The following is a 21,638-nucleotide window of genomic DNA, read 5'->3' on the forward strand; positions in this document are numbered from 1 at the left end:
CCCCCGCACAGGCTGACCCGATCACGCCCTCCGGCGCTGCGGCATCCGTCGCGGTGGTCGACGAGGGCGCGGCGGAACCCGGATTCCGAGTGAGCCTCGGCAACTTCGACGGCCCCTTCGATCTCCTCCTCACCCTCATCTCCAAACACGAGATGGACATCACCGAGGTGTCGCTCAGCAAGGTCACCGACGAGTTCCTGTCATACCTGCGAGGCCTCACCGACGATGCCGACCTCGAGCAGGCCTCCGAGTTCCTCGTCGTCGCTGCCACGCTGCTCGACATGAAGGTCGCCGGGCTCCTCCCGCAGGGCGAGCTCGTCGACGCCGAGGCGGTGGCGCTGCTCGAGGCGCGCGACCTGCTGTTCGCGCGGCTGCTGCAGTACCGGGCCTTCAAGGAGGTCTCCGCCTGGTTCGCCCGCTGCCTCGATCGGGAGAGCCGCCGTCACGTGCGTGCGGTCCGGCTCGACGCCAAGCACCGCCGGGCAGTGCCGGAGCTCGTGTGGACCCTGTCGGCATCCGATTTCGCGGCGATCGCCCTTCTCGCGTTCGCTCCGAAGGAGATCCCGCACGTCGGGCTCGACCACCTGCATGCCCCGCTGGTCTCCATCCGCGAACAGGCCGCCATCGTCGTGACCCTTGTGCGGGATGCCGGCCAGCTGACGTTCCGTGAGCTGATCGCCGGCGCGGTGCAGCCCGGCATCGTCGTCGCGCGGTTCCTCGCAGTGCTCGAGCTCTACCGTCACGCCGCACTCTCGTTCGAGCAGCTCGAACCGCTCGGCGAACTCACCCTGCGCTGGACCGCGGAACGCTGGTCCCAAGAGAACCTCGCCACACTGGGGGCCGACTATGACCGATGACGTCACCGAGGTCGAGGCGGCGGCCGCGCCCCGGACGACCGCCGAGATCGCCCGGAGGCTCGAGGCGATCCTCATGATCGTCGACGAGCCGCAGAGCCTGGTCGCGCTCGCTGCCGCGGTCGGTTCTCCCGTCGCGGCTGTCCGCGCGGCCGTCGACGACCTGGTCGCCGACTACGACGGCGAGCGATCCGGGCCCCGGCGCGGCTTCGAGCTTCGAGAGGTGGGCGGCGGCTGGCGGTTCTACGTCCGTGATGAGCACGACGCGCTGGTCGCCGATTTCGTCAACGGACAGGCGCCGTCGCGCCTGTCGCAGGCGGCCCTCGAGACACTCGCCGTGATCGCGTACAAGCAGCCCGTCTCGCGCAGCCAGGTCGCCTCGATCCGCGCCGTCAACGTCGACTCGGTCGTGCGCACGCTCCTCGCCCGGGGCCTGATCACCGAAGCATTCACCGACCCCGAGACCGGGGCCATCAACTACCGCACGACCGACGCCCTGCTGGGGCACCTCGGCATCAACTCGCTCGACGAGTTGCCGCCGATCTCCCCGCTGCTCGACGACGGCTCTGCGGGTTTCGACGGGGAGGTACTCCGATGACCGACAGTGAAGGCATCCGACTGCAGAAGGTTCTGGCGAACGCGGGGGTGGCCTCGCGCCGCGTCTGCGAGCAGTACATCGTCGAGGGTCGCGTGCGCGTCAACGGGGAGGTCGTGACCGAGCTCGGCTCACGGATCGACCCCGAGGTCGACCTGGTCGACGTCGACGGCACCGCGATCCAGCTCGACACGAGCAAACGGTACGTCGTCCTCAACAAGCCGACCGGCGTGGTGTCGTCGATGAAGGACGATCAGGGTCGTCCCGACCTCCGGCGCTTCACCGAGGACTGGCCCGAGCGCCTGTACAACGTGGGCCGATTGGATGCCGACACGAGCGGCCTGCTGATCCTGACCAACGACGGCGATCTGGCGCATGTGCTCGCTCATCCGTCGTTCGGCGTGACGAAGGTCTACATCGCGAAGGTCGAAGGCCGCGTCACCGCGCAGACCATAGCCACCCTCACGAAGGGTGTCGAGCTCGACGACGGTCCGATCGTCGCCGACAAGGCGCGCCTCCTCGACCAGAGCGGCGACACGAGCCTGGTCGAGCTGACGCTCCACTCGGGGCGCAACCGCATCGTCCGCCGCATGATGGCCGAGGTCGGTCACCCCGTGGTCGAGCTGGTGCGGCGCCAGTTCGGCCCGTTGCACCTGGGCACGCTCTCAGCGGGACGGACCCGCGAGTTGACTACAGTGGAACGTGGCGCGCTGCTCACTCTGGCGCGCCAGGCGGACACTCCGCCCGAGGAGCCCACTCAGGAGCAGTTGTGACCGACGTGACGTACGCGCGCGCTCGCGCCGTCCGCACGACCGGCACCGTTCGTATCGTCGGCGCAGGACTGCTGGGATCCAGCATCGGACATGCGCTCCGCGCGCTCGGCGTCGATGTCGTGCTCTCCGACGCGTCTCCGGCGCAGCTGCGTCTTGCGGTGGACTACGGCGCAGGCCGTCACTCCGCCGACGGCGACCGCCCGGAACTCGTGGTGGTGGCCGTTCCGCCCGACGTGACAGCCGACGTCGTCGAGCGCGAACTCGCCGCTCACCCTCAGGCCGTCGTCACCGACGTGGCGAGCGTCAAGCTCGACCCGCTTCAGGTCCTCCGCTCCCGCGGCGTCGACCTCACCCGCTACATCGGATCGCACCCGATGGCCGGTCGCGAGCGCGGGGGAGCGATCTCGGCACGCGCGGACATCTTCATCGGCCGGCCGTGGGTGATCTGCCGCGACGGTGAGACCACCGCTCGCGACCTCGCCGTCGTCGAAGGGCTCGCTCTCGACCTCGGCGCCACGCCGATCGAGATGAGTCCGGTCGAGCACGACCGCTCGGTCGCCCTCGTCTCGCACGTTCCCCAGCTCGTGGCCTCCCTCCTCGCCGGCCGGTTCGTCGGCGCCCAGGAGGGGTCGCTCCGCCTCGCCGGGCAGGGTGTCCGTGACACCACGCGCATCGCGGCATCGGCGCCCGAACTGTGGGTGCAGATCCTCGGAGCCAACGCCGATCCTGTCGTCGACGTGCTCGACGCCCTCGCCGACGATCTCCGGGCGGTGTCGTCGGCCTTGCGGGCTCCCGATCGCCCCGGATCGAGGCGCACCGTCGCCGACACCATCCGGCGCGGTAACGAGGGAGTCGAGCGACTTCCGGGTAAGCACGGGCAGAACCGTCGCTTCGACACCGTCGTGGTGATGGTCGACGACACTCCCGGACAGCTCGGCAAGCTCTTCGGGGACCTCGGCGAGCTCGAGGTCAACGTCGAGGACTTCCGCCTCGAACATTCGCCGGGCGCGCAGTTCGGGCTCGGCGAGATCAGTGTCGTGCCCTCGGCGGTGACCGTGGCCACCGATGGCCTCGCCGCACGAGGCTGGAAGATTGCGAGTCTCAATGACTGAACCCCTGACCATCGCTATCGACGGACCCGCGGGCAGCGGCAAGTCGAGCGTGTCGAAGGCCGTCGCCCGCACGCTCGGGTTCGGTTACCTCGACACCGGCGCCGCCTACCGCGCCCTCGCGTGGCACGTTCTCGAGCACCGCGCCGACACGTCCGATCAGGCCGCTGTCGTCGACGCCGCGGGCGACTTCGACTACGCCATCTCCCTCGACCCCGACGAGTACTGGGTACGTGTGGGAGACGTGACCGTGACCGAGGCGATCCGCGATCCGAGGGTCACGTCCGCCGTCAGCGGTGTGGCCCGGGTTCCCGTGATCCGCGAACAGGTGAACGGCATGTTCCGACGACTCGTCGCCGAGTCCGAGCGGCCCGGCGTCATCGTCGAGGGCCGCGACATCACCACGGTCGTCGCCCCCGACGCCCCTGTGCGCATCCTGCTGACCGCGGCCCCCGAGGTGCGGGCCGCGCGACGGAGCGCCGAATTGACCACTCAGGATGCCGCGGCGGTCGCCGCTGCGCTGCACAAGCGCGATGCATCCGACTCCCAGGTCGTCGACTTCCTCACCGCCGCCCCCGGCGTGACGGTCGTCGACTCGACCGACCTGGACTTCGCACAGACCGTCGACGCCGTCCTGGCTGTCGTGCGGTCGGGAACGGGAGGCTCACGATGAGCGCCGAAGACGAATACCACGCAGGCCCCGACCGGATCGAGGAGAAGCTCGCCAACCTCGACGAGACGCTCGCCGACCAGCGGGCGGCGGCACTGCGCGCCTCGCTGTCGGAGTACGAGCTCGACGAGGAGGACGCCGACCTGCTGGCCGGTTTCACCGCGGGCGGAGAGGTCGTGGAGCTGCTTCCGGCGCTCCCGGTGATCGCCATCGTCGGTCGACCGAACGTGGGCAAGTCCGCGCTCGTCAACCGCATCCTGGGCCGCCGCGAGGCCGTCGTGGAGGACACCCCCGGCGTCACGCGTGACCGCGTGACGTACAAGGGGGAGTGGCTCGATCGCTCGTTCACCCTCGTCGACACCGGTGGCTGGGAGGCGGACGCGCGCGGCATCGACCGCTCGGTCGCCGCCCAGGCGGAGATCGCCATCGACCTCTGCGATGTCGTCCTGTTCGTGGTCGACGCGATGGTCGGCGCCACGGCGACCGATGAGCAGGTCGTCCGGATGCTCCGGAAGTCGAACAAGCCGGTCTTCCTCGTCGCCAACAAGATCGACGATGCGCGCCACGAGCCCGAAGCCGCCGCGCTGTGGAACCTGGGTCTCGGCGAGCCGCACCCGGTTTCGGCGATCCACGGCCGCGGAGTGGCCGATCTGCTCGACGCCGTCATGGCCGTACTGCCGGAGATCTCCGCGGTGGCCAAGAACGAGCTCGGCGGGCCCCGCCGCGTCGCCATCCTCGGCCGGCCGAACGTCGGCAAGTCGTCCCTCCTCAACAAGGCTGCCGGTGAGGAGCGCGTCGTCGTGAACGAGCTCGCGGGAACCACGCGCGACCCGGTCGATGAGGTCGTCGAGCTCGGCGGCAAGCTCTGGCGCCTGGTCGACACCGCCGGCATCCGTCGTCGTGTGCACCTCTCGCAGGGTGCCGACTTCTATGCCTCGCTCCGCACCACGGCGGCCCTCGAGAAGGCCGAGGTCGCCGTCGTCGTGCTCGACGTGACCGAGTCGATCAGCGTGCAGGACCTCAACATCATCGACCTCGTGCTCGAGTCGGGCCGTTCGCTGGTGCTGGCGTTCAACAAGTGGGACCGTCTGAACGACATCGACATGGACAACGCCGACCGTCGCCGGTACCTCGAGCGCGAGATCGAGCAGGACCTGGCGCACGTAGCGTGGGCCCCGCGCGTCAACCTCTCGGCCCGCACCGGTCGTCACCTCGACAAGCTGGTCCCGGCGCTCGAGACCGCTCTCGAGTCGTGGGATCAGCGCATCCCGACCGGCAAGTTCAACGCGTTCCTCGCCGAGCTCGTCGCCGAGCACCCGCACCCGCTGCGCGGTGGAAAGCAGCCGCGCATCCTGTTCGGGACGCAGGCGTCGACGCGTCCGCCGACATTCGTGCTGTTCACGACCGGCTTCCTCGACCCGGGATACCGGCGATTCATCCAGCGTCGCCTCCGCGAGCTGTTCGGATTCGAGGGCACCCCGATCGTCACGAACATGCGCGTGCGCGAACGCCGCCAGCGCTGAGCGGTCGGCATCCGTTGTTCCGTGGGATGACGGATGCCGCCTGTCGGCCATCGGCCGCGTGAGAAGCTGGACGCGTGACCCTCGACCACCCTGGAACTCCGCCCCGGCCCACCGGGCCGCGGGATCCGGGTGATGCGTGGGTGGTGTCCGGCACCGGTGAACGGTACTGGGGGCGCTTCGGTGCGGCGGGGCTCCTCGCCCACGATCCGGATCGCGGAGTGCTGCTGCAGCACCGCGTCGCATGGAGCCATCACGGCGGCACCTGGGGGATACCCGGAGGCGCGCGCCATCAGGGCGAGTCGGCGACGGATGCCGCGCTGCGCGAGTCGCACGAGGAGGCGGGCGTTCCGAGCGGATCGCTGACCCCGCTTCTGACGAGCGTGCTCGATCTCGGCGTCTGGACGTACACGACCCTCGTCGCGCGCGTCGCCACGCCCTTCGAGCCGGTGATCGCCGATCCCGAGAGCACGGCCCTCGAGTGGGTGCCGGTCGACGCGGTCGACGACCTGTTCCTCCATCCCGGGTTCGCCGGTTCGTGGCCGATGCTGCGCGGCCTGCTCGCGGAGCGCGCGACGGTGGTGGTCGACGCGGCGAACGTCGTCGGGTCGCGCCCCGACGGGTGGTGGCGTGACCGCTCCGGAGCCGCGACGCGTCTGCAGGACGACCTGGCCCGTGTCGCGGTGACGGGTGTTGCCGCGGAGGAGTTCGGCTTGCCCGGCTCGACCTGGTTTCCGACCATGGTCGCCGTGCTCGAGGGCGAGGCGCGCGGAGCGGCGGACGCCTCGCCGCACGTGGAGATCGTCCGTGCCGCAGGGGAGGGTGACGACGCGCTCGTCGCCGAGGCGGAGAGGCGCCGTGCCCGCGGCGACCGGGTCATCGTGGTCACGAGCGACCGGGCCCTCGCCGACCGCGTCGCCGCCGTCGGCGCTGCGGCGCGCCCGGTGTCATGGCTTCGCGCACAGTTCTGATCCGGCGTGCGGCCGCGCTCGTCGCGGTCGTGATTGTCGTCGCCGCCGGGCTCGCGGTGCACCTTTGGGCGCCGGAGACGCCGGCATCCGACATCGCCGGCGACGCGCTCTACGTCGCCGCGGTCGCATCGGCCCTCGTCGTGGTCGCGCCTCGTCTGTCCACACGCTTCGTCGGAGCGGTGGTGCTCTGCTGGTGCATCGGGGTCGAGCTGTTCCAGCTCACCGGACTGCCGTCGCGGTGGGGGTCGGAGTTTCCGCCCGCCCTGCTCGTGTTCGGTACCGTCTTCGACCCGCGCGACCTCGTGATCTACGCCGTCGCCGTGCTCGTCGTGATGGTGGCGGATGCCGGCGCGCGGCGCGCCGTCGATCTGCGACTGTCGTCTCGTGCCGCCGGCGCTCAGTCCTGACGGCCGCGCAGCTTCTCGATGTCGCGTCGTTCGCGCTTGGTGGGGCGTCCGGCGCCCCGATCTCTGACAGCCACCATCGCGACCGGCTCCCGGACGGGCGTGCGGTCTTCGGCCGCGAGGGCGGCGATGGGCGCGCCGACGCGCTTCGAGATGATCTGGCGGACGACCAGCATGCGGTCGAATCCCGCGATGCGCACGCGGAGCTCATCACCGATGCGGACCTGCTGGGCGGCCTTCGCCTTGTCTCCGTTGACCCGGACGTGTCCGGCGCGGCACGCGGTCGTGGCGGCGGAGCGCGTCTTGTAGACGCGCACGGCCCACAACCAGGCGTCGACGCGAACGGCATCCGCCATCTGGTCCTCCTGGTGGTCGCGGTGGGTGACGAGCGCGCGCTCGTCGACCCGGACCATCGTAGAACGGCTCAGGTGCCCTCGAGTCGTCCCGTCACGAGGTCGTGCATTGCTGCGTCGAACGAGACGATGCGCACCTCGCGGACGCGGGTGGGTGTCTCGAGGAGTGTCGACACCGCCGCATCTACCGCATCGACCTGCGGCCAGCCGTAGATGCCGGCGCTGACGAGCGGAGTCGCGATGGTCTCGGCGCCCAGATCGTCGGCGATCTCGAGCGCCCGCCGGTAGCAGGACTCGAGCAGGGCGCGGTCGCGCTCGCCGGCGCGGAAGTTCGGACCGACCACATGGATCACCCATCGCGCGGGCAGGGCGCCGCCCGTGGTCCACCCGCCGTCGCCGGTCGGGAGGCCGCGCGGGTAGCGGGCGATGCAGTCGGCCAGCACGCCCGGTCCGCCGGCACGGTGGATGGCGCCATCGACACCGCCGCCGCCTCGCATCGCCCGGTTGGCGGCGTTGACGATCGCGTCGACGTGCTGCTCGGTGATGTCGCCGTGAACCGCGGTGAGGTGGGGCATCACACCTCCCGGGCGACGATCGGCCGGGAGGCACCGGGCCTCACCGTCTCGACGAACCCTGCCGCCACGAAGCTCGACAGTGCGCCGTGGTAGAGGTCGTTCGTCGATGCCGTGCGTTCCGACGTGTCGATCGGGTACCCCTCCACCACTCGGGCGCCGTGCCGCCGTGCGTGATCGACCGCGGCGGTCAGCAGGGCGTTCGCGACGCCGAGGCCGCGATGCTCCTTGCGTACGACGAAGCACGTGACCGCCCACACGTCGGGGTCGGCCATGGGCTCAGGCGACTTCTGCACGGCCCGGGTGCGGGCGAGTCTCGGCTGGTCGGGACGCGGCGCCACCTTCACCCAGCCCGCCGCGTCGCCTTCGACGTAGGCGAGAAGAGCGGATGCCACGGGTGCCGCCAGATCGCCGGCGAGCCGCTCCTTGCGCTCATCGTGGGTGAGCGCGTCGAAATCCTTGGGCGCCAGCATCCACCACTGGCACCAGCATGTTGCGCCGTCGCCGCCGCCGGTCAGTGCCCGTTCGACGTCGGCCAGGCGGTCGGATGTCGCCGGTTCGATCGTGATCTCACTCATGCGGGCAGGGTAGCCCCGAGGCCGGACACGCGGAAGGCGGTGGCGGTTCGCGGAGCCGCCTCCGACCGGGTAGGATTGGGGAGTTGTCCGCGAGGGCAATGGACCGGGATGTGGCGCAGCTTGGTAGCGCACTTGACTGGGGGTCAAGGGGTCGCAGGTTCAAATCCTGTCATCCCGACCGGAGAAAGCCCCGGAATCACGCAGTTCGTGCGGGTTCCGGGGCTTTTGTTATGCCTGCCCCGGCCGGCTCGTTGTGCACCTGTTGTGCACTGGCTCGCGGGATGAGTGCCGAAGCGCTCTCCGCTGCACGTCGACCGGCGTCGCCGATCAGGTGCGTGTAGATGTCACTCGTGATCGAGATCGACGAGTGACCGAGACGCTTCGACACGAGCGCGATGTCGGTGCCACTCGCGAGCAGCAGCGATGCGTGCATGTGCCGCAGCCCGTGCAGTGTCATATCGGGCAGCCCGATCTCGCTGCGCAGCGTCTCGAACAGGCGGGTCACGTACTGAGGGCGCAGCGGCGTCCCGTTCTCGTACGTGAACACGTGGCCGTCGCCTTCCCACAAGGTGCCGCAGTTCAGCCGGTCGGCGTCCTGCACGATCTGCCAGGCGACGAACGCGCCGACCGCGGCGTCGTCGAGTTGCACGACTCGTCGCCCGGCGCTCGTCTTTGGCGAGTTCTCCACGACGGCGCTGAGCGTCTGCACGCGCGTTGTCCGCACGGTCAGTTCGCGTCGTGCGAGGTCGACGTCGCCCCATCGCAGCCCGAGCAGTTCCGCGCGCCGCAGACCGGTCAGCACGGCGATCTCGAACAGGGCGCCGACGCGGTGCCGCGCGGCCCGGTCGAGGAAAGCCCCGACTTGGGCTGGGGACCACGGTTCGAACTCATGGGCTTCGACGACCGGGAGACGCACACCGCGGGCCGGGTTTGTCGCGATGATGTCGTCACGCATGGCCGCGGTGAGGGCGCCCTGAACCACAGCGACTATGCGTCGCACGGTCGTCGCGCCGCGTCCGTCTGCGATGAGCGCGTCAATGAACCGCCGGACGTCCGCCCGCTTGATGTCGGTAAGGCGCAGTCTGCCGAGCGCGGTCGGCTTGATGTCAGCGGCGACGTATCGGCGGTAGTTGTCGAGCGTGCTGCGCTTGATGTCGCCGCGCTGCTCGCGCCCGTCGAGCCATTCGTCGAGCCACTGCCCGAACTTGACTCGGCTCGTCTCAACGAACTCGCCGCGATCGTGCTCGGCGCGCGCCTTGGCGAGCGCGGACTGTGCTGCTCGCCGGCTGTCGAAGTTCGCGACGCGAGTCTGTAGCCGCCTGCCTGATGCGTCGAATCCGCGGCTGAGGTAATAGCCCCACTTCCCGTGTTTCGGGTCGCTGAGCAGCCGCGGGCACGCGTTGTCGACCTGCCTCTCCGTCGGCTTCTCAGGCAGCGTGCCGTACGGCGACCGGGTGTCCGGGCGCCTGCAGGAGCATCTGCGGTAGATCATCTGTCTTCCTTTCTCTCGGTTGGCCGTCTCAGTTGGACGGACGGTTGCGCGCGCGTCTCCACATCTCGACTGGGAGCGCGACGTCGTCTAGTGCGTCTCTTGCCGCCACGGTCACGGGCACGAGCGGTTCCCACATCGGCGGGGGCTCTTCGCCGGCCATGCGAGCGTGCTCGACGTCGTCGGCGTGCTGTGCTTCGAGTTCGGGGCGCAGCGCGTCGATCACGCCGCGTCGTCGAGCCTGGATGCGTGCGCGAACGGACTCGCTCACTTCGTCGTCGCGGGCTAGGACGCGGCGCACGGCGTCGATCTCGTTGCGGTAGCGCGCTTCAGCGTGACGCAGGTCGTTGAGCGCCTCGGCTGCGCGCTCGAATCGGTCGAAGGAGACCGACTCGGGGATGGACCCGTCACCACTTACGGCGGCATCGAGACGAGGCACGGTCGCGATCTCGTCGTCGCCGCCGAGATGCACGGGCTCCGTCGTGTTCGCGATGTCGGCGACGGTGCAGTGGAAGATGCCCGCAATCGCAACGAGTTCCGAGAAGCGCACGGGCTGCTGCCCTGCTTCAACCTTCAGCACGGCGGTCGGAAACCAACCTCGCTTCACGCGCCTGCGCATCTCATCACCGAACTGCTCGATCGTGAGCGGCTTCGGCCTGGCCGTCGTGCGTAGGTGCTTGATACGGGCTCCGATCACTTCGTCGATCGGTAGTCCTACTCTTTTAGTAGTGGGCATACTTCATGGATATCACAACACATAGTGTCATGGCTAGACACCCCAACAGAGGCGGACAACATGACCACCACAGACACTAAGCACGACGCCGCGACACCCGCGCTCGCTCGCGGCACGCTGACGCTCGACGACGTGCGAGGGCGCGCGACGATCTCGGTCGACGAGGCCGCTTCGGTGCTCGGCGTATCACGCTCGAACGCCTACGCGAGCGCTCGCCGGGGCGACACGTTCCCGGTGAAGCGCATCGGGCGCCGCCTGCTAGTGCCCGTGCCTGCGCTCATCGCGTGGCTCGGCGAGGGCTGACGCCCGCCGATCCACCAACCAACCGAGCAGCAGTCATTCGACGGAGCGAAACACACCACATGGACGCACGCATCCCAGAGCGCTATCTCATGGACAGGCGCATCGTTCGCCTGTCGGCGTCGGCGCGTGCGAGTTACTTCATGGCGACGCTTTGGGCTGTCTCGAACCGCACCGATGGGCGAATCGAGCGCGACGATATCGCGCTGATCCCGACGTTCGACGCCGCAAGTGTCGACGCACTCGTCGACGCCGAACTGTGGAACGTCGGCGACGGCGACACGTGGATCATCGCCGACTACCTGAGCACGCAGACGAGTCGCGCCGACTTCGAGGTCTTGGAGAACGCTCGCCGAGCCGACCGGGAGAAGAAGCGTCGTCAGCGAGCGGCGAAGTCTGCCAATGAATCCCCGGGAGCATCCCCGGGACATGTCCCCCGGGACAGCACAGGAGAGGCTAGGAGAGGCGAGGCTAGTAGTTCTGAAGTCTCTATCTCTGAGACTAGAGAAACGCGCGACGACGGAATTGTCGAGGCCGAGATCGTCGAAGTCGACTACTTCGACACGGCCTGGCAGTCATGGCCGAAGCGCGAGCGCCGGGTCGAAGCCGAAGCCGCCTTCGAGGATGCCGCGAAACGTCACCCGCGGGGGCCGCGGGGGCTTGCCGACGACATCGTCGCTCACGGTGCCGCCTACGTCGGAGGCGACTGGGCGACGCCCGAGGCTATGCGATACGTCCCCGGCCTGGTCGGGTGGCTCACGTCGTCGCGGTGGGCCGATGACCTGCCGACGCCCCGACGCGAGCGAAAGACCCAATCTGAGCGCAACGCCGAAGCGTTCGCGAGGTACCTCGGCGCCGAAGGCGAGGCGTCATGAGCCTCAGAGGCGAGATCGCCGCCGCCACGAGCATGATGCTGTCGATCGCCTGCACACCGCATGCGCAAGCCGTCGATGAAACCCCAGATCACAGACGACCGCCTTTGACGGTAAGTCAGGGGCCCGACGAGAGGAAACCGCGGTGACCGACGACGACTTCCGAACGCTCGTGCAGCATGCACGCCGGTCGGTCGCTGAACCGACCGACCGGCAGTCGCTGCGCGACGCCAAACGCGCCCGCCGCGCCACGATCGACCGCTATCGCGACGCACTCCGAGCACTGTCCCCGCATGACGAGGCGGCGGTGCTCGCGCATTCACGGGCACTGTCGGATGAGACAGCAGCGAACCGCGCCGAGGCTCGCGAACTGCGGGAACTGCTCGCCGCGCTGCTCGGCGTCCCGATCGGGGGTTCGCGGTGAGCGGCTACCGGAGCGAGTATCGGCGTGTTCACGACGACCTCAAGCGCATCCGCGGGTCGGCGGTCGGTCGGCCCTGTGCGGCGCCGGACTGCGATCGCCTCGCGGACGGCTGGGGGCTCGTCGGCGAAGGGCTCGTGTTCGGCATGAAGAACAACGACGGGCTCCCTGATGACGTGCTGGTGCGGTGGTCGCGGGATCCGAGGGACTACGCCCCCCTCTGCTACTCACACAACGCGCAGATGGATCACGGCGGCGACTGGCTTTACTGCCCGCGTGGGCACTACCGGCTGACCTTCGGCAAGGACTCGAAGGGGGAGTGCATCGGCTGTCGCCGCGTCCGACTTCGCGACATCAAACGTCGGCACCGCGTCGACCCGGCTTACCGCGCGCGTGAGCGCGGGCAGCGACAGGCACGCCGCACAGCGGCACGAATGGAAGGAACTGAGCAGTGACCACGAATGAACCGAAAACGACCAACATCGGCCGGCGCCTCACCGCGGCGCAGCGCGCCGACGAAGCCCTGCAGATGCGCCTGCGACGGCACACGTACCGTGAAATCGCGCAGGCGCTCGGGTACTCGTCGCCGGGCAACGCGTACCGCGCCGTCGAGCGTGAGGTCGCGAAGGTGCCGCGCGAGCACGCGAAGCAACTCCGCACCCAGGAACTCGAAACGCTCGACGCAGTCCAGGCCAAGATCATGGCGCTCGTGCTCGACCGTAAGACGCCCGATCTGTGGGCGATCGACAGGGTGCTCGCGATCATGGACCGCCGCGCCCGGCTGATGGGGCTGCACGAGCGCATCGAGGACACCGGCGTCGACGAGTTCCGGGCGGTGCTGAAGGCGTGGGCGTCGACTCTTGCCGCGGATGTTGACGCCGACGAATCTCTGCCCGCCGACAGCGAGCAGGACATCAAGAGAATCGAGGAATCGAAGTGAACTACGACCACGCTGAGAACGCGAAGCGCTACCACGAGCGCATCACCGACCTGAACCGGATCGCGACCCGAACCGATCCGAACCTGACCCCTGGCGGGCTCGCAGCCTGGCAGCGCAGCGAGACCGTGCGGTGGCGGCACGATCTCGCACAGATCACGATCGGTGTGCCGAAGGTGCCTGACCGGTCTACTGTGCTCGACGCCTTGAAGCCGCGGACCGCTGACGACCTCGCGCTCGCCGCCCGCGAATGCGAGAAGGTCACTGCACGTCGAGCCGCTGGTCAGCCGATCGAGGCGATCATCGCGACCGCCGATCGATCCCGGCTCGCGGCGATTCTCGACGACGTCGAGGTCGCCGATGACGTGCTCGCGAGTGCGCACGGCGACGCGATCATCGCCGAGCGTAAAGCCGCGATCTTCGATCGGCTCGCCGAGATCGACGACGATGCCCGCGCCGTGATCGACGCCGAAGCGGCAGCGGAACCCGCACAGGCGTGGGCGGCAGTGTTCGAAGACATCGGGCAGTACGGGCTGGCCGGCATGGGCTCGAAGACAGCGCTCTACCGGGTGGACCCGAGCGCATACTCCCTCGTGGAAGCCGCCGAGCGAGAGATCGACGCGGCGGCGATCGGGCGCCTACTCGGATCGGCGAACACCGCGCTGTGAGGCCAGTGCGAGCGCGTCGGTCACCCGCGCTTGTATCCGCGAGAGGCGGGTGGGGCACCCCCACCTGCCTCTCGCTCCTATCGCGCGAACAAAGTTAGGAGGGCGACGGCTTGAACGCTCACACGAATAACACGCACGCAGCGATCGTCGCGGGCGGCATCTGGCCGTGGGCGGCGGCACACACAGCGTGGGGTCGCGACCCCGGATATGGTCGCTCGCTCTGGCGGTAGTCCGCGCTGTCCCCGGCGCCCTGGAGGTGCATAGGTGTAGATGAGCCCAATGTGTAGTCTGCGGCAATGACTCGTCCGCCTGTTTCGACCATCGCCGACCAGATTTTTTACTCGACCGTCTACATCGAGAGTGCCACACCGGCGGGGACATCGACGGGCACCGGCTTCTTGGTGACCTACCAGACTGATGGTTCATCCATCCCGGTACTGGTCACGAACAAGCACGTGCTTGAGAATGCACATACGGTGTCCTTCACGCTCGCGGGCGCGCAAGATGGTCAGCCGATGAACACCGGAACTCGGATCACTGTCGTGGAATTCGGACCGCACGCATGGGTCGGGCACGAAGACTCCCGCGTCGATGTCGCTACCATGCCTTTCGCGCCGGTCCTCGACCAAATGACGAGGGACGGCGCCCCTGCCTTTTATCGAGCCATTCCAAGCGATCTGCTGCTCTCGAGCGATCAGGCGGCGGACCTCGATTCGATCGAGAGTGTCACGTTCGTCGGCTATCCGAACGGGCTCTTTGATCGGGCGTCAATGCTGCCGATTGCTCGCCGTGGTCAGACGGCGACCCCGATCTTCATCAACTACGAAGGGTTGCCGGCGTTCCTCATCGACGCATCGGTATTTCCGGGCTCCAGTGGAAGTCCGGTGCTTATATTCGATAGAGGTAGTTACACGACGCGAGACGGAACGACGCATATCGGATCCCGACTGTATCTCGCGGGCGTGATCGCGGCTGTCCACACGCGGCAGGTGCGCGGTCAGATTCAGTTCACCGCCGCGGGGTTTGCATCTTTCGACGACATGATCGATCTGGGAATCGTGTTCAAGGCAAGTGCAATCCAGGAGTGCGTTGATCGAATGTTGGCGATCCACGGTGTCAGCCTGCGGGGCGCCCCGATCGCCGAGGATCTGGCGTAGCGACGAGGCGGCAGGAGCGATAGAGGCCGCGATGCGTGTCAGTGCGCGCCCGAGGGGCTGCACTCGAACTGCGCAAGCCGCCCTCGAATCCGCAGATCAGAAGCGCTCGGCCCTTGACTCGGTGTCAAGCGCTTTAGGCGTCCTCCTGCTCGATCTCCGCGTCGTGCGCCGGGACACCCTCCGCGGCCAGTAGCACCGGCAGATCATCAAAGAAGAGACGATCCAGCGTGTGAATGTGCTCCACGAGCAGGGGGTCTTGCTGCATGATCGGCAGAATGTCGGCGTAGTACACCCCAGCAAGCGGGTTCAGTTTGAGCGTGTATCCCTTGAAGGTTCCTCGTAGGAAGGTCTGAGCCGTACGGAAGTTTGGCGCGGTGCCCGCGCGCTGCACGTCGTTCAAGAAGACTGCGATGTGCGGCGTACTCGTCTCGGTCAGCCGGTTGTACAGGAACTGGTCGACGAAGACCTTCGCCATTCGGTCTTTCGACGACGTCTTCACTGACCCGATGATCTTGACCTCACCCGCGGCTTCGACAATCAGGTCATGTTGATAACTCATGCTGAACAGTTCAGCCCCCGCGTCGTCGCGCACAGGCACACGGATGATGCCCGACTTGCACTTCGTGCCAACCGCGCGAAACAACATCTGCACAAGGCGTTCGAACAGGTCGCCATTGACCTTCCGGGCGTTGTTCGCCTGGCCAGCGGGGAGTGCGTCTAGCGCGAGGCCGATGCTCTGCTGCATCGTGTACACGAACGTCGGGATGATCGAGCGCTGCGCGGGTGTGGGCGTTCCGCCGTCCTTTGCACATTCGAGTGCACTCACGAAGACTCGCAGCGCGTCGTCGAACTGGTCGGACTGGTGGAAGAGGTTGGTATTCACCGGGCGGGTGAACTGATAAGCGGCATCCTCACCGAACTGAAAGAAGCGGTACTGGGGTGTCGACCGAGAGATGATCTCGGCCTGCAGATTGCCCTCCGCGCGAAAATCGGCGACGCGCTGTGCGAACTCGACGTACTTGTCGATGCTCTCGAAGTGAGTCTTGTCCGCGGCGAACGCGGCCAGTTGCTGCGCGCTCAACGGATCGCACCGCGTCGGGCGGAGATCGACCGATCGTAGTCGAACCACTCCTGGTCACTCATCCGTCGAACACGGCGAAGACGATCAGCCGCCCACGAGTTGTACTGCGGCTCCAGGTCGCAAGTCATCCATCGACGGCCCATCTGCTCGGCGACGACCGCAGTCGTGCCTGATCCTGAGAACGGGTCCACCACGAGATCGCCGGGATTGGAGGAAGCGGTGACGAATTTCCGCACCAGTTCTTCTGGCTTCTGCGTCGGGTGGGGCGTCGACTCAGCCATTCCGTTGCTGGTCGTGGGTATCTCAATGACGTCCTTCGCCTTGGCGCCCATCGGGTGCGGTTCCCAGTTGTCGCGCTTCGGCGCGCCCTCGCGAGCAAAGTTCGACGTCGCCGCTTGTGGGTGAGACGGGTACTTCAGCGTGTGCGCGCCGTAAGGTACGCGTGCCATGTCGGGGTTCACCAGTCGCGTCTTTGTCGACTTTCGGAAGTGAACGATCGACTCGTGCGAACGTCCCCAGTCATTGCCAAGGTTCGCCTTGTTCTTGTAGTGCCAGATCAGCCACTTGCATGTGGCGAAGTTGGCCATCGCCGGGTGCTTGATGTCGGCAAGTATTTCCGTGAAGCCGCAGACGTAGAGCGACCCCGAAGGCGTCAACGCGCGTGCCGCGTCAGCGATCCACGAAAGACTCCAAGCGACGTACGCGTCATGGGACTCGAAGGTGTCCCAATCGGCCTTGCCGATGTTGTATGGCGGATCGGCGAAGATGAGGTCGACGCTCGCCTCGGGGAGTGACCTGAGCCAGTCGGTCGAGTCGCCCTGGTAGATAACGTTGCCCGAGGCTGTGGTGACCTGCGGCTGGTAGCCGCTGTCGAGACGTACGAAGTTCGTCGACATCCCAGCGTCGGACACAGTATCCGGCAGATCGAAGATCGCCTCGGCGTTCGCATGCATGTATCGAGGCTATCTCCAGGTTTAGACCTCATTGACTCGCGACGCGAGGGAGCCTGCTCTACGTCAGTCAGTCAGTCGAGCGTGACGACGCACTCCTTCGCCTCGCCGTTCGCGCGCACCCAGTGCAGTTCAGCGGTGATCTGCGGAGGCGAGGCCATGCTGCGCCACCAGTCGAGGCGGAACGACTGGCCGGGTCGCATGATTTCGGTGTCGGGCATCGTCACGCTGAGGCGTTCGTTCGTGTGCTTGTCGTCGATCTTCACGCTCACGTCGGTAACCGGTTCGTCGCCGCCGAGGTGGAACTTCCACGCGCGACCGCTCTGCACGTACACGGGAACCCGAGTCCACGGGTTCTTGTAGCGCTCGCGCTCGGCGCGTTCGAGCGCGTTCCGTTCTTCGATCGCGGACGCGATGCGCTCGGACGCGGCCGCTGTTCGTTCTTCGTGCTGCTGCGCTTCGCTCGCCGACGAGCGTGCGTCGAGGCGAGAACGTCGGGCTTCCCATGCCTGCCAGCCTGCGATCAGCGCGGCGAGCACCGCGACGAGGGGCGCGATCCAATCCATGTCGCGCACGATAGCCGGGGGCACCGACATTGTTCGCACGACGCAAGCAAAGTTCAGTCAGCGGCGGGCGCCGACTCGCTCACCGCTTCCGGCCAGCGCCGGTTGAGGCGCAGTGTGTCCTCGACGACGGGAAGCCACCCGTTCGCCTGGCCGAGCAAAGTCTGATCGCGCACGATCGTCACAAGGCGCAGCAGGTTCGCCATTTGCATGAGTACAGCGTGCTCTACGCGTTCGAGGTCTTCGATGTTGTTGAGCCGCGCCCGTCGCTCTTCGTCTTCGTGGAGCACTACACCGTAGATGTAGTCCATGCACATCTGATCGGACCCGAGCAGTTTGCCGGGGCCGACGCCGTTATCCATTTCGAGTCGCCCCGAATACATAAGCGCGCCCACGAGGTTCCCGTCGATGACGAGGCCGTCGACGAGATCGACCAACTGCTGAAGTTGCGCTCGCTTCCCCTTCGGCGCGAGGTTGTAGATCGCGCGAGCCACCTTCGGTAGATAACAGTCCTCGCTCTCGACGAAGAACACTCGACAGCGTGTGATGCAGTTCCACAGCACGTCTTCGGGCACAGAGGGGAAAGACAGTGACGTCGAACTCTCGCCCGTTTCCTTGTTGGTGGTCATCGTCAGCGTCAGGCTGAGGGCTTCATCGCCCATCTGCGCGATCGCGTCGTTCGCAATTATCGGTTCGGCTCGGGCGAGGAACTTGCCGAGACGGCGTTGGTCAGTTACGGGTGTGCTCACTGCCACATGATGTCGCTAAGCGTTGCTGCGAGGAAGGGGCACGCGGCAGCGCCGCATCCCGCGCACGCGGTCGAGATGCGGGAGATGCGGCCACGACTGAATCTCTCCCGAGGCGCGATCCACGGCGATCCAGCCACCGCCGATCAGGAACAGGCCGCGCCGCTCATCGTCGACGATCCGCTGTGGCGTCACAAGGAACGGGCCCTCATCTTCCAAGCCGTCACGAGTGAATGGCTCACCGAAGTGCGCCTCATCGATTCGAAGCGCATCGTCGAAGGTAAGCATCATGTGTCCTCTCGCGTGTCGATAGGCGGGCAACGGTAGGGCGGGCAACGCCCCTTCTTGTTGTGCATCATGTTGTGCACACTGCCGACTATTGCCTGTCACGGGTTGTCATGGGGAAGGGCATCGGCACCGGGGATAGTCCACTCTCGACTACTCCCCGGCACGCGATGTCACCACGTGTCACGGCGGGGCGCTCTCTGGGGGTCAAGGGGTCGCAGGTTCAAATCCTGTCATCCCGACCGGAAGAGGCCCGGAATCTCACCAGAGGTTCCGGGCCTTCTGCATGTTCGCCAATCGTCGAGGGCTCCTAAGAGACTCCCACTAGGCAAAGATCGAGCTCGGCGTGTCGCCCTGTGTGTGGTCTTTGGATCCGACAGCTGCGATGCAGAGCGGTCGTACAAGAGCGACCCAATCAACTGGGGGAAATCTGTGGCGTCCTATCCATACACATCGGGCCAAGGAGCGCTCGTTAAGGCGTTCGACCAGTTTCGTAAAGCGTTTCCGCCAGTCCTCGACGCCTCCACGCTGAAGCGATTCGGTATCGCCCCCGCCAACGAGTCTTATGTCATCAACATCTTTCGATTCCTGGGTCTGATTGACGACGACGGCAAGAAGGTTGACGCGACGACGGAAATCTTTTTCCACGGCGAGGAGTCCTTCAAATCAGGGCTAGAAGGACTCGTTTCTGCGGCCTATGCCGATCTCTTCGCCGAGCATGGAGCGAATGCGTGGGATGAGGGCAAGGACTCGTTGACCACCTGGTTCCGAGTGAAGGACAAGACCTCGGAGTTGATCGGTGGCAGACAGGCCTCCACGTTTCTGACACTCGCGGCCCTCGCCGGTCACGGTGAGCCGATCAAGCCTGCTCCAACCACCAAGACTGCAGCGTCGAAGCCAGCGCCTAAGCCGAAGCCTAAGTCGACCGGTTCCTCTGCGGCCAACTCGGTTGCTACCACCCCGGCCGAAGAGTCACCTCTCACTCTGCCCGACAAGCGGAACATTCCGGCCGCAAATGGGTCTGTGGGACTGTCGGTTCGAGTGGAGGTTAATCTCCCCGCCGCCGCGACGCCCGAGGTCTATGACGCGATCTTCGCCAGCATTCGAAAGAATCTCATCGACCGTGAATAGCCTCGACTGGTTCGAGGAGGTCGTGAGGCGGGCACATGCCTACGATGAGACGAGTGCAGACGAGGGGATAGAGCTCCACCCGTTCGAGACGAGAAACATTCATCCCGACCTGCCCGCCAAGGTCCGCAGGCTGTACGACGACGGGTACTACCCGGAGTCGGCCTTTGAGGCGTTTAAGTACGTAGAGAAGGAGGTCAAGCGGATAAGTGGAAACCGGGGTCTCACAGGCAACAAACTGATGATGGCGGCGTTTAACGAACAGGCGCCCCTAATTCATCTCAACGGGATGGCGACGGACTCGGATAAGGATGAGCAGTTTGGGTACCGCTACATCTTTGCCGGGGCGCAGTCGGGCATCAGGAATCCGCGCGGGCATGAAACCGACCTCACTGATTCGCCGGACCTTTGTCTCGATCACTTATCTGTCGCATCGATCCTGCTCCGCAAGCTTGACGACTCCGGGGTGCGCTAGCCGCCACCGCTACGACCGGCGCCGGATGAGTTCCACCCGTGACGGGAGCGGGGAACGCTTGGTCAATCGACTTTGTCAGCGTTCACCGGCAGGAGCACTCGCTGCCGTCCGCGGTTCGCGACGCTCGCAGGCTGCGGCCTACAACTGACTTGAATCGGCCTGACTTTCGTTCCTATGGTGAGGCTTGTCCGGCGAGTGCCGGCTGGGCTGATTCGAGGTCAGCGTAGTACGCCTGCTCAACCTCGAGCGGGGTGCGCATGTCGAGCTCGCCGTGGAGGCGCTGGTTGTTCCACCACCACACCCACTCGAGCGTCGCGAGTTCTACCTGTTCGACGGTCCGCCAGGGACCGCGTTGGCGGATGAGCTCGGTCTTGTAGAGGCCGTTGACTGCCTCGGCGAGGGCGTAGTCGAACGAGTCGCCGACGGTGCCGGTCGAGGGTTTCGCGCCGAGTTCCTCGATCCGATCTGTGTAGACCACGGCGAGGTAGTTAGGCCCGTGATCGGCGTGATGGATCAGCCCATCCAGGCGACCACCCGCAGCCCATGCGGCCATATCGAGCGCCCGGAGCGGGAGAATGTCGGATCTCAGGGTGGAGGCGACGTTCCAGCCCACGATGCGACGCGAGTAGACATCGGTGACGAACGCGACGTAGGCGAACCCGGACCAGGTCGCGACATACGTCACGTCAGCGACCCAGAGTCGACGCGGGCCGGGAGCGGTGAACCGGCGCTGCACGAGATCTCTGGGTTTCTCCGCTGCCGGATCGGACTTCGTGGTGAACACCCGCTTGGACCGCTTCACGCCCTCCACGCCGGCGAGGCGCATCAGTCGTTCGGTCTGATCGCGGCCGACGTCCCATCCTTGGCGGCGCATTAGCGCGTGCATCTTCCGGCGCCCATAGACGCCGTAGTTCTCCGCATGCAGCCGCGCGACCTCCGGCACCAGCAGCTCGTCCTTCAGCTGCCGCGCGGACGGCTCACGACCCACTGCGGCGCGATAACCGCGGGAGGTGAGGAACCCCTGAACTGCGGGTCTGAGGACCCGGCAAATGAGCTCGACCCCGAAACGATCCCGGTGTTCGTTGATGAACCGGATCATCTCGATCAGGGGCGGTCGAGCTCCTTCGCGAAAAACACGCTCGCAGCCTTGAGAATCTCATTGGCCTTGCGAAGCTCGGCGTTCTCCGTCTGCAGACGCTTGATCTCCGCCGCCGCATCCGTCGTCAGCCCCGGCTTCACACCGGCGTCGACCTCGTACCGGCGCTGCCACAACCGCAACGTCTCCGGACTCATTCCCAGCAGCCCGGCCACATGCCGGACCGCGCTCATCATCGTCGGGTGCGACGGCCGCGTCTCCGCGAGCATCCGCAACGCCCGCTCACGCATCTCCGGCGAATACTTCTTGTTCATCGTGTTCCATCCTTGCTTGAA

At 66.6% G+C, this 21,638-nt stretch carries 28 protein-coding genes and 1 tRNA gene; 18 read left to right on the forward strand and 11 right to left on the reverse strand.

The features are described 5' to 3' along the window. Window positions 1-20: 20 nt before the first annotated feature. The 8 genes from ACJJV7_RS01290 to ACJJV7_RS01325 all read left to right on the forward strand — a co-directional run bounded on the left by ACJJV7_RS01290 (window position 21) and on the right by ACJJV7_RS01325 (window position 6,899). Window positions 21-857 (forward strand): segregation and condensation protein A, encoded by an 837-nt coding sequence (locus ACJJV7_RS01290; RefSeq protein WP_405372347.1) that lies wholly within the window; start codon window positions 21-23, stop codon window positions 855-857. Next, window positions 847-1,452: an SMC-Scp complex subunit ScpB gene (locus ACJJV7_RS01295; RefSeq protein ID WP_405372274.1), complete on the forward strand. Its 606-nt coding sequence runs from the start codon at window positions 847-849 to the stop codon at window positions 1,450-1,452. The genes ACJJV7_RS01290 and ACJJV7_RS01295 overlap by 11 nt, the downstream gene beginning before the upstream one ends. Continuing rightward, entirely contained in the window at window positions 1,449-2,222 is a 774-nt protein-coding gene (locus tag ACJJV7_RS01300) for a pseudouridine synthase (RefSeq protein ID WP_405372275.1), read from the forward strand. The genes ACJJV7_RS01295 and ACJJV7_RS01300 overlap by 4 nt, the downstream gene beginning before the upstream one ends. Beyond that, the gene (locus ACJJV7_RS01305; RefSeq protein WP_405372277.1) at window positions 2,219-3,334 is read left to right on the forward strand and encodes a prephenate dehydrogenase; all 1,116 of its coding nucleotides are present in this window, start codon (window positions 2,219-2,221) and stop codon (window positions 3,332-3,334) included. The genes ACJJV7_RS01300 and ACJJV7_RS01305 overlap by 4 nt, the downstream gene beginning before the upstream one ends. Continuing rightward, window positions 3,327-4,004 carry a (d)CMP kinase gene (cmk, locus tag ACJJV7_RS01310; protein ID WP_405372279.1) on the forward strand — a complete coding sequence of 226 codons (678 nt, stop codon included), beginning with the start codon at window positions 3,327-3,329 and terminating at the stop codon, window positions 4,002-4,004. Before ACJJV7_RS01305 ends, cmk begins: the two co-directional genes overlap by 8 nt. Then, complete coding sequence (der, locus tag ACJJV7_RS01315; protein WP_405372281.1) at window positions 4,001-5,524, forward strand: ribosome biogenesis GTPase Der; 1,524 nt, start codon at window positions 4,001-4,003, stop codon at window positions 5,522-5,524. The genes cmk and der overlap by 4 nt, the downstream gene beginning before the upstream one ends. A gap of 143 nt (window positions 5,525-5,667) precedes the next feature. After that, window positions 5,668-6,492 carry an NUDIX domain-containing protein gene (locus ACJJV7_RS01320; RefSeq protein WP_405372349.1) on the forward strand — a complete coding sequence of 275 codons (825 nt, stop codon included), beginning with the start codon at window positions 5,668-5,670 and terminating at the stop codon, window positions 6,490-6,492. Next, complete coding sequence (locus ACJJV7_RS01325) at window positions 6,471-6,899, forward strand: DUF2809 domain-containing protein (RefSeq protein ID WP_405372283.1); 429 nt, start codon at window positions 6,471-6,473, stop codon at window positions 6,897-6,899. The genes ACJJV7_RS01320 and ACJJV7_RS01325 overlap by 22 nt, the downstream gene beginning before the upstream one ends. Here the strand turns inward: ACJJV7_RS01325 and ACJJV7_RS01330 are convergent. From ACJJV7_RS01330 to ACJJV7_RS01340, 3 genes are all read right to left on the reverse strand, one after another. Beyond that, window positions 6,890-7,252: an RNA-binding S4 domain-containing protein gene (locus tag ACJJV7_RS01330; protein WP_405372351.1), complete on the reverse strand. Its 363-nt coding sequence runs from the start codon at window positions 7,250-7,252 to the stop codon at window positions 6,890-6,892. The genes ACJJV7_RS01325 and ACJJV7_RS01330 overlap by 10 nt on opposite strands. Before the next feature lie 68 nt (window positions 7,253-7,320). After that, window positions 7,321-7,824, reverse strand: coding sequence for a macro domain-containing protein (locus ACJJV7_RS01335; RefSeq protein ID WP_405372285.1), 504 nt, complete (start codon window positions 7,822-7,824; stop codon window positions 7,321-7,323). Then, on the reverse strand, window positions 7,824-8,399 hold the full coding sequence (locus tag ACJJV7_RS01340) for a GNAT family N-acetyltransferase (RefSeq protein WP_405372286.1): 576 nt from the start codon (window positions 8,397-8,399) through the stop codon (window positions 7,824-7,826). Before ACJJV7_RS01340 ends, ACJJV7_RS01335 begins: the two co-directional genes overlap by 1 nt. Before the next feature lie 104 nt (window positions 8,400-8,503). Between ACJJV7_RS01340 and ACJJV7_RS01345 the strand changes: the two genes are divergently transcribed. Beyond that, window positions 8,504-8,577, forward strand: a tRNA-Pro gene (locus tag ACJJV7_RS01345). An 18-nt stretch (window positions 8,578-8,595) separates the two neighbouring features. On the opposite strand, the gene xerC is transcribed toward ACJJV7_RS01345, so the two are convergent. Together xerC and ACJJV7_RS01355 are read right to left on the reverse strand one after the other, a co-directional pair. Continuing rightward, the gene (gene xerC / locus ACJJV7_RS01350; RefSeq protein WP_405372287.1) at window positions 8,596-9,891 is read right to left on the reverse strand and encodes a tyrosine recombinase XerC; all 1,296 of its coding nucleotides are present in this window, start codon (window positions 9,889-9,891) and stop codon (window positions 8,596-8,598) included. Window positions 9,892-9,919: 28 nt separating this feature from the next. Continuing rightward, entirely contained in the window at window positions 9,920-10,468 is a 549-nt protein-coding gene (locus tag ACJJV7_RS01355) for a hypothetical protein (RefSeq protein ID WP_405372288.1), read from the reverse strand. Window positions 10,469-10,684: 216 nt separating this feature from the next. Here ACJJV7_RS01355 and ACJJV7_RS01360 point away from each other — a divergent pair, with 216 nt between their 5' ends. The 7 genes from ACJJV7_RS01360 to ACJJV7_RS01390 all read left to right on the forward strand — a co-directional run bounded on the left by ACJJV7_RS01360 (window position 10,685) and on the right by ACJJV7_RS01390 (window position 14,979). Then, window positions 10,685-10,927 carry a helix-turn-helix domain-containing protein gene (locus ACJJV7_RS01360; RefSeq protein ID WP_405372289.1) on the forward strand — a complete coding sequence of 81 codons (243 nt, stop codon included), beginning with the start codon at window positions 10,685-10,687 and terminating at the stop codon, window positions 10,925-10,927. Window positions 10,928-10,986: 59 nt separating this feature from the next. Beyond that, window positions 10,987-11,799: a hypothetical protein gene (locus tag ACJJV7_RS01365; RefSeq protein WP_405372290.1), complete on the forward strand. Its 813-nt coding sequence runs from the start codon at window positions 10,987-10,989 to the stop codon at window positions 11,797-11,799. A 142-nt stretch (window positions 11,800-11,941) separates the two neighbouring features. Beyond that, a complete protein-coding gene (locus tag ACJJV7_RS01370) occupies window positions 11,942-12,220 on the forward strand; it encodes a hypothetical protein (protein ID WP_405372292.1) in 279 nt (92 codons plus the stop codon). Further along, window positions 12,217-12,672 carry a hypothetical protein gene (locus ACJJV7_RS01375; protein WP_405372294.1) on the forward strand — a complete coding sequence of 152 codons (456 nt, stop codon included), beginning with the start codon at window positions 12,217-12,219 and terminating at the stop codon, window positions 12,670-12,672. Before ACJJV7_RS01370 ends, ACJJV7_RS01375 begins: the two co-directional genes overlap by 4 nt. Continuing rightward, window positions 12,669-13,157, forward strand: a complete 489-nt coding sequence (locus ACJJV7_RS01380) for a hypothetical protein (RefSeq protein ID WP_405372296.1) — start codon at window positions 12,669-12,671, stop codon at window positions 13,155-13,157. Before ACJJV7_RS01375 ends, ACJJV7_RS01380 begins: the two co-directional genes overlap by 4 nt. After that, complete coding sequence (locus ACJJV7_RS01385) at window positions 13,154-13,822, forward strand: hypothetical protein (RefSeq protein WP_405372298.1); 669 nt, start codon at window positions 13,154-13,156, stop codon at window positions 13,820-13,822. The genes ACJJV7_RS01380 and ACJJV7_RS01385 overlap by 4 nt, the downstream gene beginning before the upstream one ends. Before the next feature lie 296 nt (window positions 13,823-14,118). Further along, window positions 14,119-14,979 (forward strand): trypsin-like peptidase domain-containing protein, encoded by an 861-nt coding sequence (locus tag ACJJV7_RS01390; protein WP_405372300.1) that lies wholly within the window; start codon window positions 14,119-14,121, stop codon window positions 14,977-14,979. A gap of 133 nt (window positions 14,980-15,112) precedes the next feature. Here the strand turns inward: ACJJV7_RS01390 and ACJJV7_RS01395 are convergent, their stop codons facing one another. The 5 genes from ACJJV7_RS01395 to ACJJV7_RS01415 form a co-directional block, all read right to left on the reverse strand. Further along, a complete protein-coding gene (locus tag ACJJV7_RS01395; protein ID WP_405372301.1) occupies window positions 15,113-16,060 on the reverse strand; it encodes a hypothetical protein in 948 nt (315 codons plus the stop codon). Further along, window positions 16,057-17,013, reverse strand: coding sequence for a DNA-methyltransferase (locus ACJJV7_RS01400; RefSeq protein WP_405372302.1), 957 nt, complete (start codon window positions 17,011-17,013; stop codon window positions 16,057-16,059). The genes ACJJV7_RS01395 and ACJJV7_RS01400 overlap by 4 nt, the downstream gene beginning before the upstream one ends. A gap of 71 nt (window positions 17,014-17,084) precedes the next feature. Beyond that, a complete protein-coding gene (locus ACJJV7_RS01405; RefSeq protein WP_405372303.1) occupies window positions 17,085-17,576 on the reverse strand; it encodes a hypothetical protein in 492 nt (163 codons plus the stop codon). 53 nt (window positions 17,577-17,629) lie between these two features. Further along, window positions 17,630-18,322, reverse strand: a complete 693-nt coding sequence (locus ACJJV7_RS01410) for a hypothetical protein (RefSeq protein WP_405372305.1) — start codon at window positions 18,320-18,322, stop codon at window positions 17,630-17,632. Between the two features lie 15 nt (window positions 18,323-18,337). After that, a complete protein-coding gene (locus ACJJV7_RS01415; RefSeq protein ID WP_405372307.1) occupies window positions 18,338-18,610 on the reverse strand; it encodes a hypothetical protein in 273 nt (90 codons plus the stop codon). A gap of 426 nt (window positions 18,611-19,036) precedes the next feature. Here ACJJV7_RS01415 and ACJJV7_RS01420 point away from each other — a divergent pair, with 426 nt between their 5' ends. Together ACJJV7_RS01420 and ACJJV7_RS01425 are read left to right on the forward strand one after the other, a co-directional pair. Beyond that, window positions 19,037-19,735, forward strand: coding sequence for a DUF5343 domain-containing protein (locus ACJJV7_RS01420; RefSeq protein WP_405372309.1), 699 nt, complete (start codon window positions 19,037-19,039; stop codon window positions 19,733-19,735). Then, window positions 19,728-20,207 (forward strand): TIGR02391 family protein, encoded by a 480-nt coding sequence (locus tag ACJJV7_RS01425; RefSeq protein ID WP_405372311.1) that lies wholly within the window; start codon window positions 19,728-19,730, stop codon window positions 20,205-20,207. Before ACJJV7_RS01420 ends, ACJJV7_RS01425 begins: the two co-directional genes overlap by 8 nt. Before the next feature lie 172 nt (window positions 20,208-20,379). Here ACJJV7_RS01425 and ACJJV7_RS01430 read toward each other — a convergent pair. Next, a protein-coding gene (locus tag ACJJV7_RS01430) for an IS3 family transposase (protein WP_405372313.1) occupies window positions 20,380-21,617 on the reverse strand; the annotation gives its coding sequence in 2 pieces (ribosomal slippage) (window positions 20,380-21,338 and window positions 21,338-21,617; 1,239 coding nt in all). Window positions 21,618-21,638 lie beyond the last annotated feature (21 nt).

It is taken from the genome of Microbacterium sp. Ld4, assembly GCF_045066555.1.
GTDB lineage: Bacteria > Actinomycetota > Actinomycetes > Actinomycetales > Microbacteriaceae > Microbacterium.

Excerpts from the sequence above, each read along its gene's own strand:
- ACJJV7_RS01295 (WP_405372274.1), top strand. The coding sequence starts at position 847 with ATGACCGATGACGTCACCGAGGTCGAGGCGGCGGCCGCGCCCCGGACG.
- ACJJV7_RS01300 (WP_405372275.1), top strand. The coding sequence starts at position 1,449 with ATGACCGACAGTGAAGGCATCCGACTGCAGAAGGTTCTGGCGAACGCG.
- cmk (WP_405372279.1), top strand. The coding sequence starts at position 3,327 with ATGACTGAACCCCTGACCATCGCTATCGACGGACCCGCGGGCAGCGGC.
- der (WP_405372281.1), top strand. The coding sequence starts at position 4,001 with ATGAGCGCCGAAGACGAATACCACGCAGGCCCCGACCGGATCGAGGAG.
- ACJJV7_RS01325 (WP_405372283.1), top strand. The coding sequence starts at position 6,471 with ATGGCTTCGCGCACAGTTCTGATCCGGCGTGCGGCCGCGCTCGTCGCG.
- ACJJV7_RS01330 (WP_405372351.1), bottom strand. The coding sequence starts at position 7,252 with ATGGCGGATGCCGTTCGCGTCGACGCCTGGTTGTGGGCCGTGCGCGTC.
- ACJJV7_RS01335 (WP_405372285.1), bottom strand. The coding sequence starts at position 7,824 with ATGCCCCACCTCACCGCGGTTCACGGCGACATCACCGAGCAGCACGTC.
- ACJJV7_RS01340 (WP_405372286.1), bottom strand. The coding sequence starts at position 8,399 with ATGAGTGAGATCACGATCGAACCGGCGACATCCGACCGCCTGGCCGAC.
- xerC (WP_405372287.1), bottom strand. The coding sequence starts at position 9,891 with ATGATCTACCGCAGATGCTCCTGCAGGCGCCCGGACACCCGGTCGCCG.
- ACJJV7_RS01360 (WP_405372289.1), top strand. The coding sequence starts at position 10,685 with ATGACCACCACAGACACTAAGCACGACGCCGCGACACCCGCGCTCGCT.
- ACJJV7_RS01365 (WP_405372290.1), top strand. The coding sequence starts at position 10,987 with ATGGACGCACGCATCCCAGAGCGCTATCTCATGGACAGGCGCATCGTT.
- ACJJV7_RS01390 (WP_405372300.1), top strand. The coding sequence starts at position 14,119 with ATGACTCGTCCGCCTGTTTCGACCATCGCCGACCAGATTTTTTACTCG.
- ACJJV7_RS01400 (WP_405372302.1), bottom strand. The coding sequence starts at position 17,013 with ATGCATGCGAACGCCGAGGCGATCTTCGATCTGCCGGATACTGTGTCC.
- ACJJV7_RS01405 (WP_405372303.1), bottom strand. The coding sequence starts at position 17,576 with ATGGATTGGATCGCGCCCCTCGTCGCGGTGCTCGCCGCGCTGATCGCA.
- ACJJV7_RS01415 (WP_405372307.1), bottom strand. The coding sequence starts at position 18,610 with ATGATGCTTACCTTCGACGATGCGCTTCGAATCGATGAGGCGCACTTC.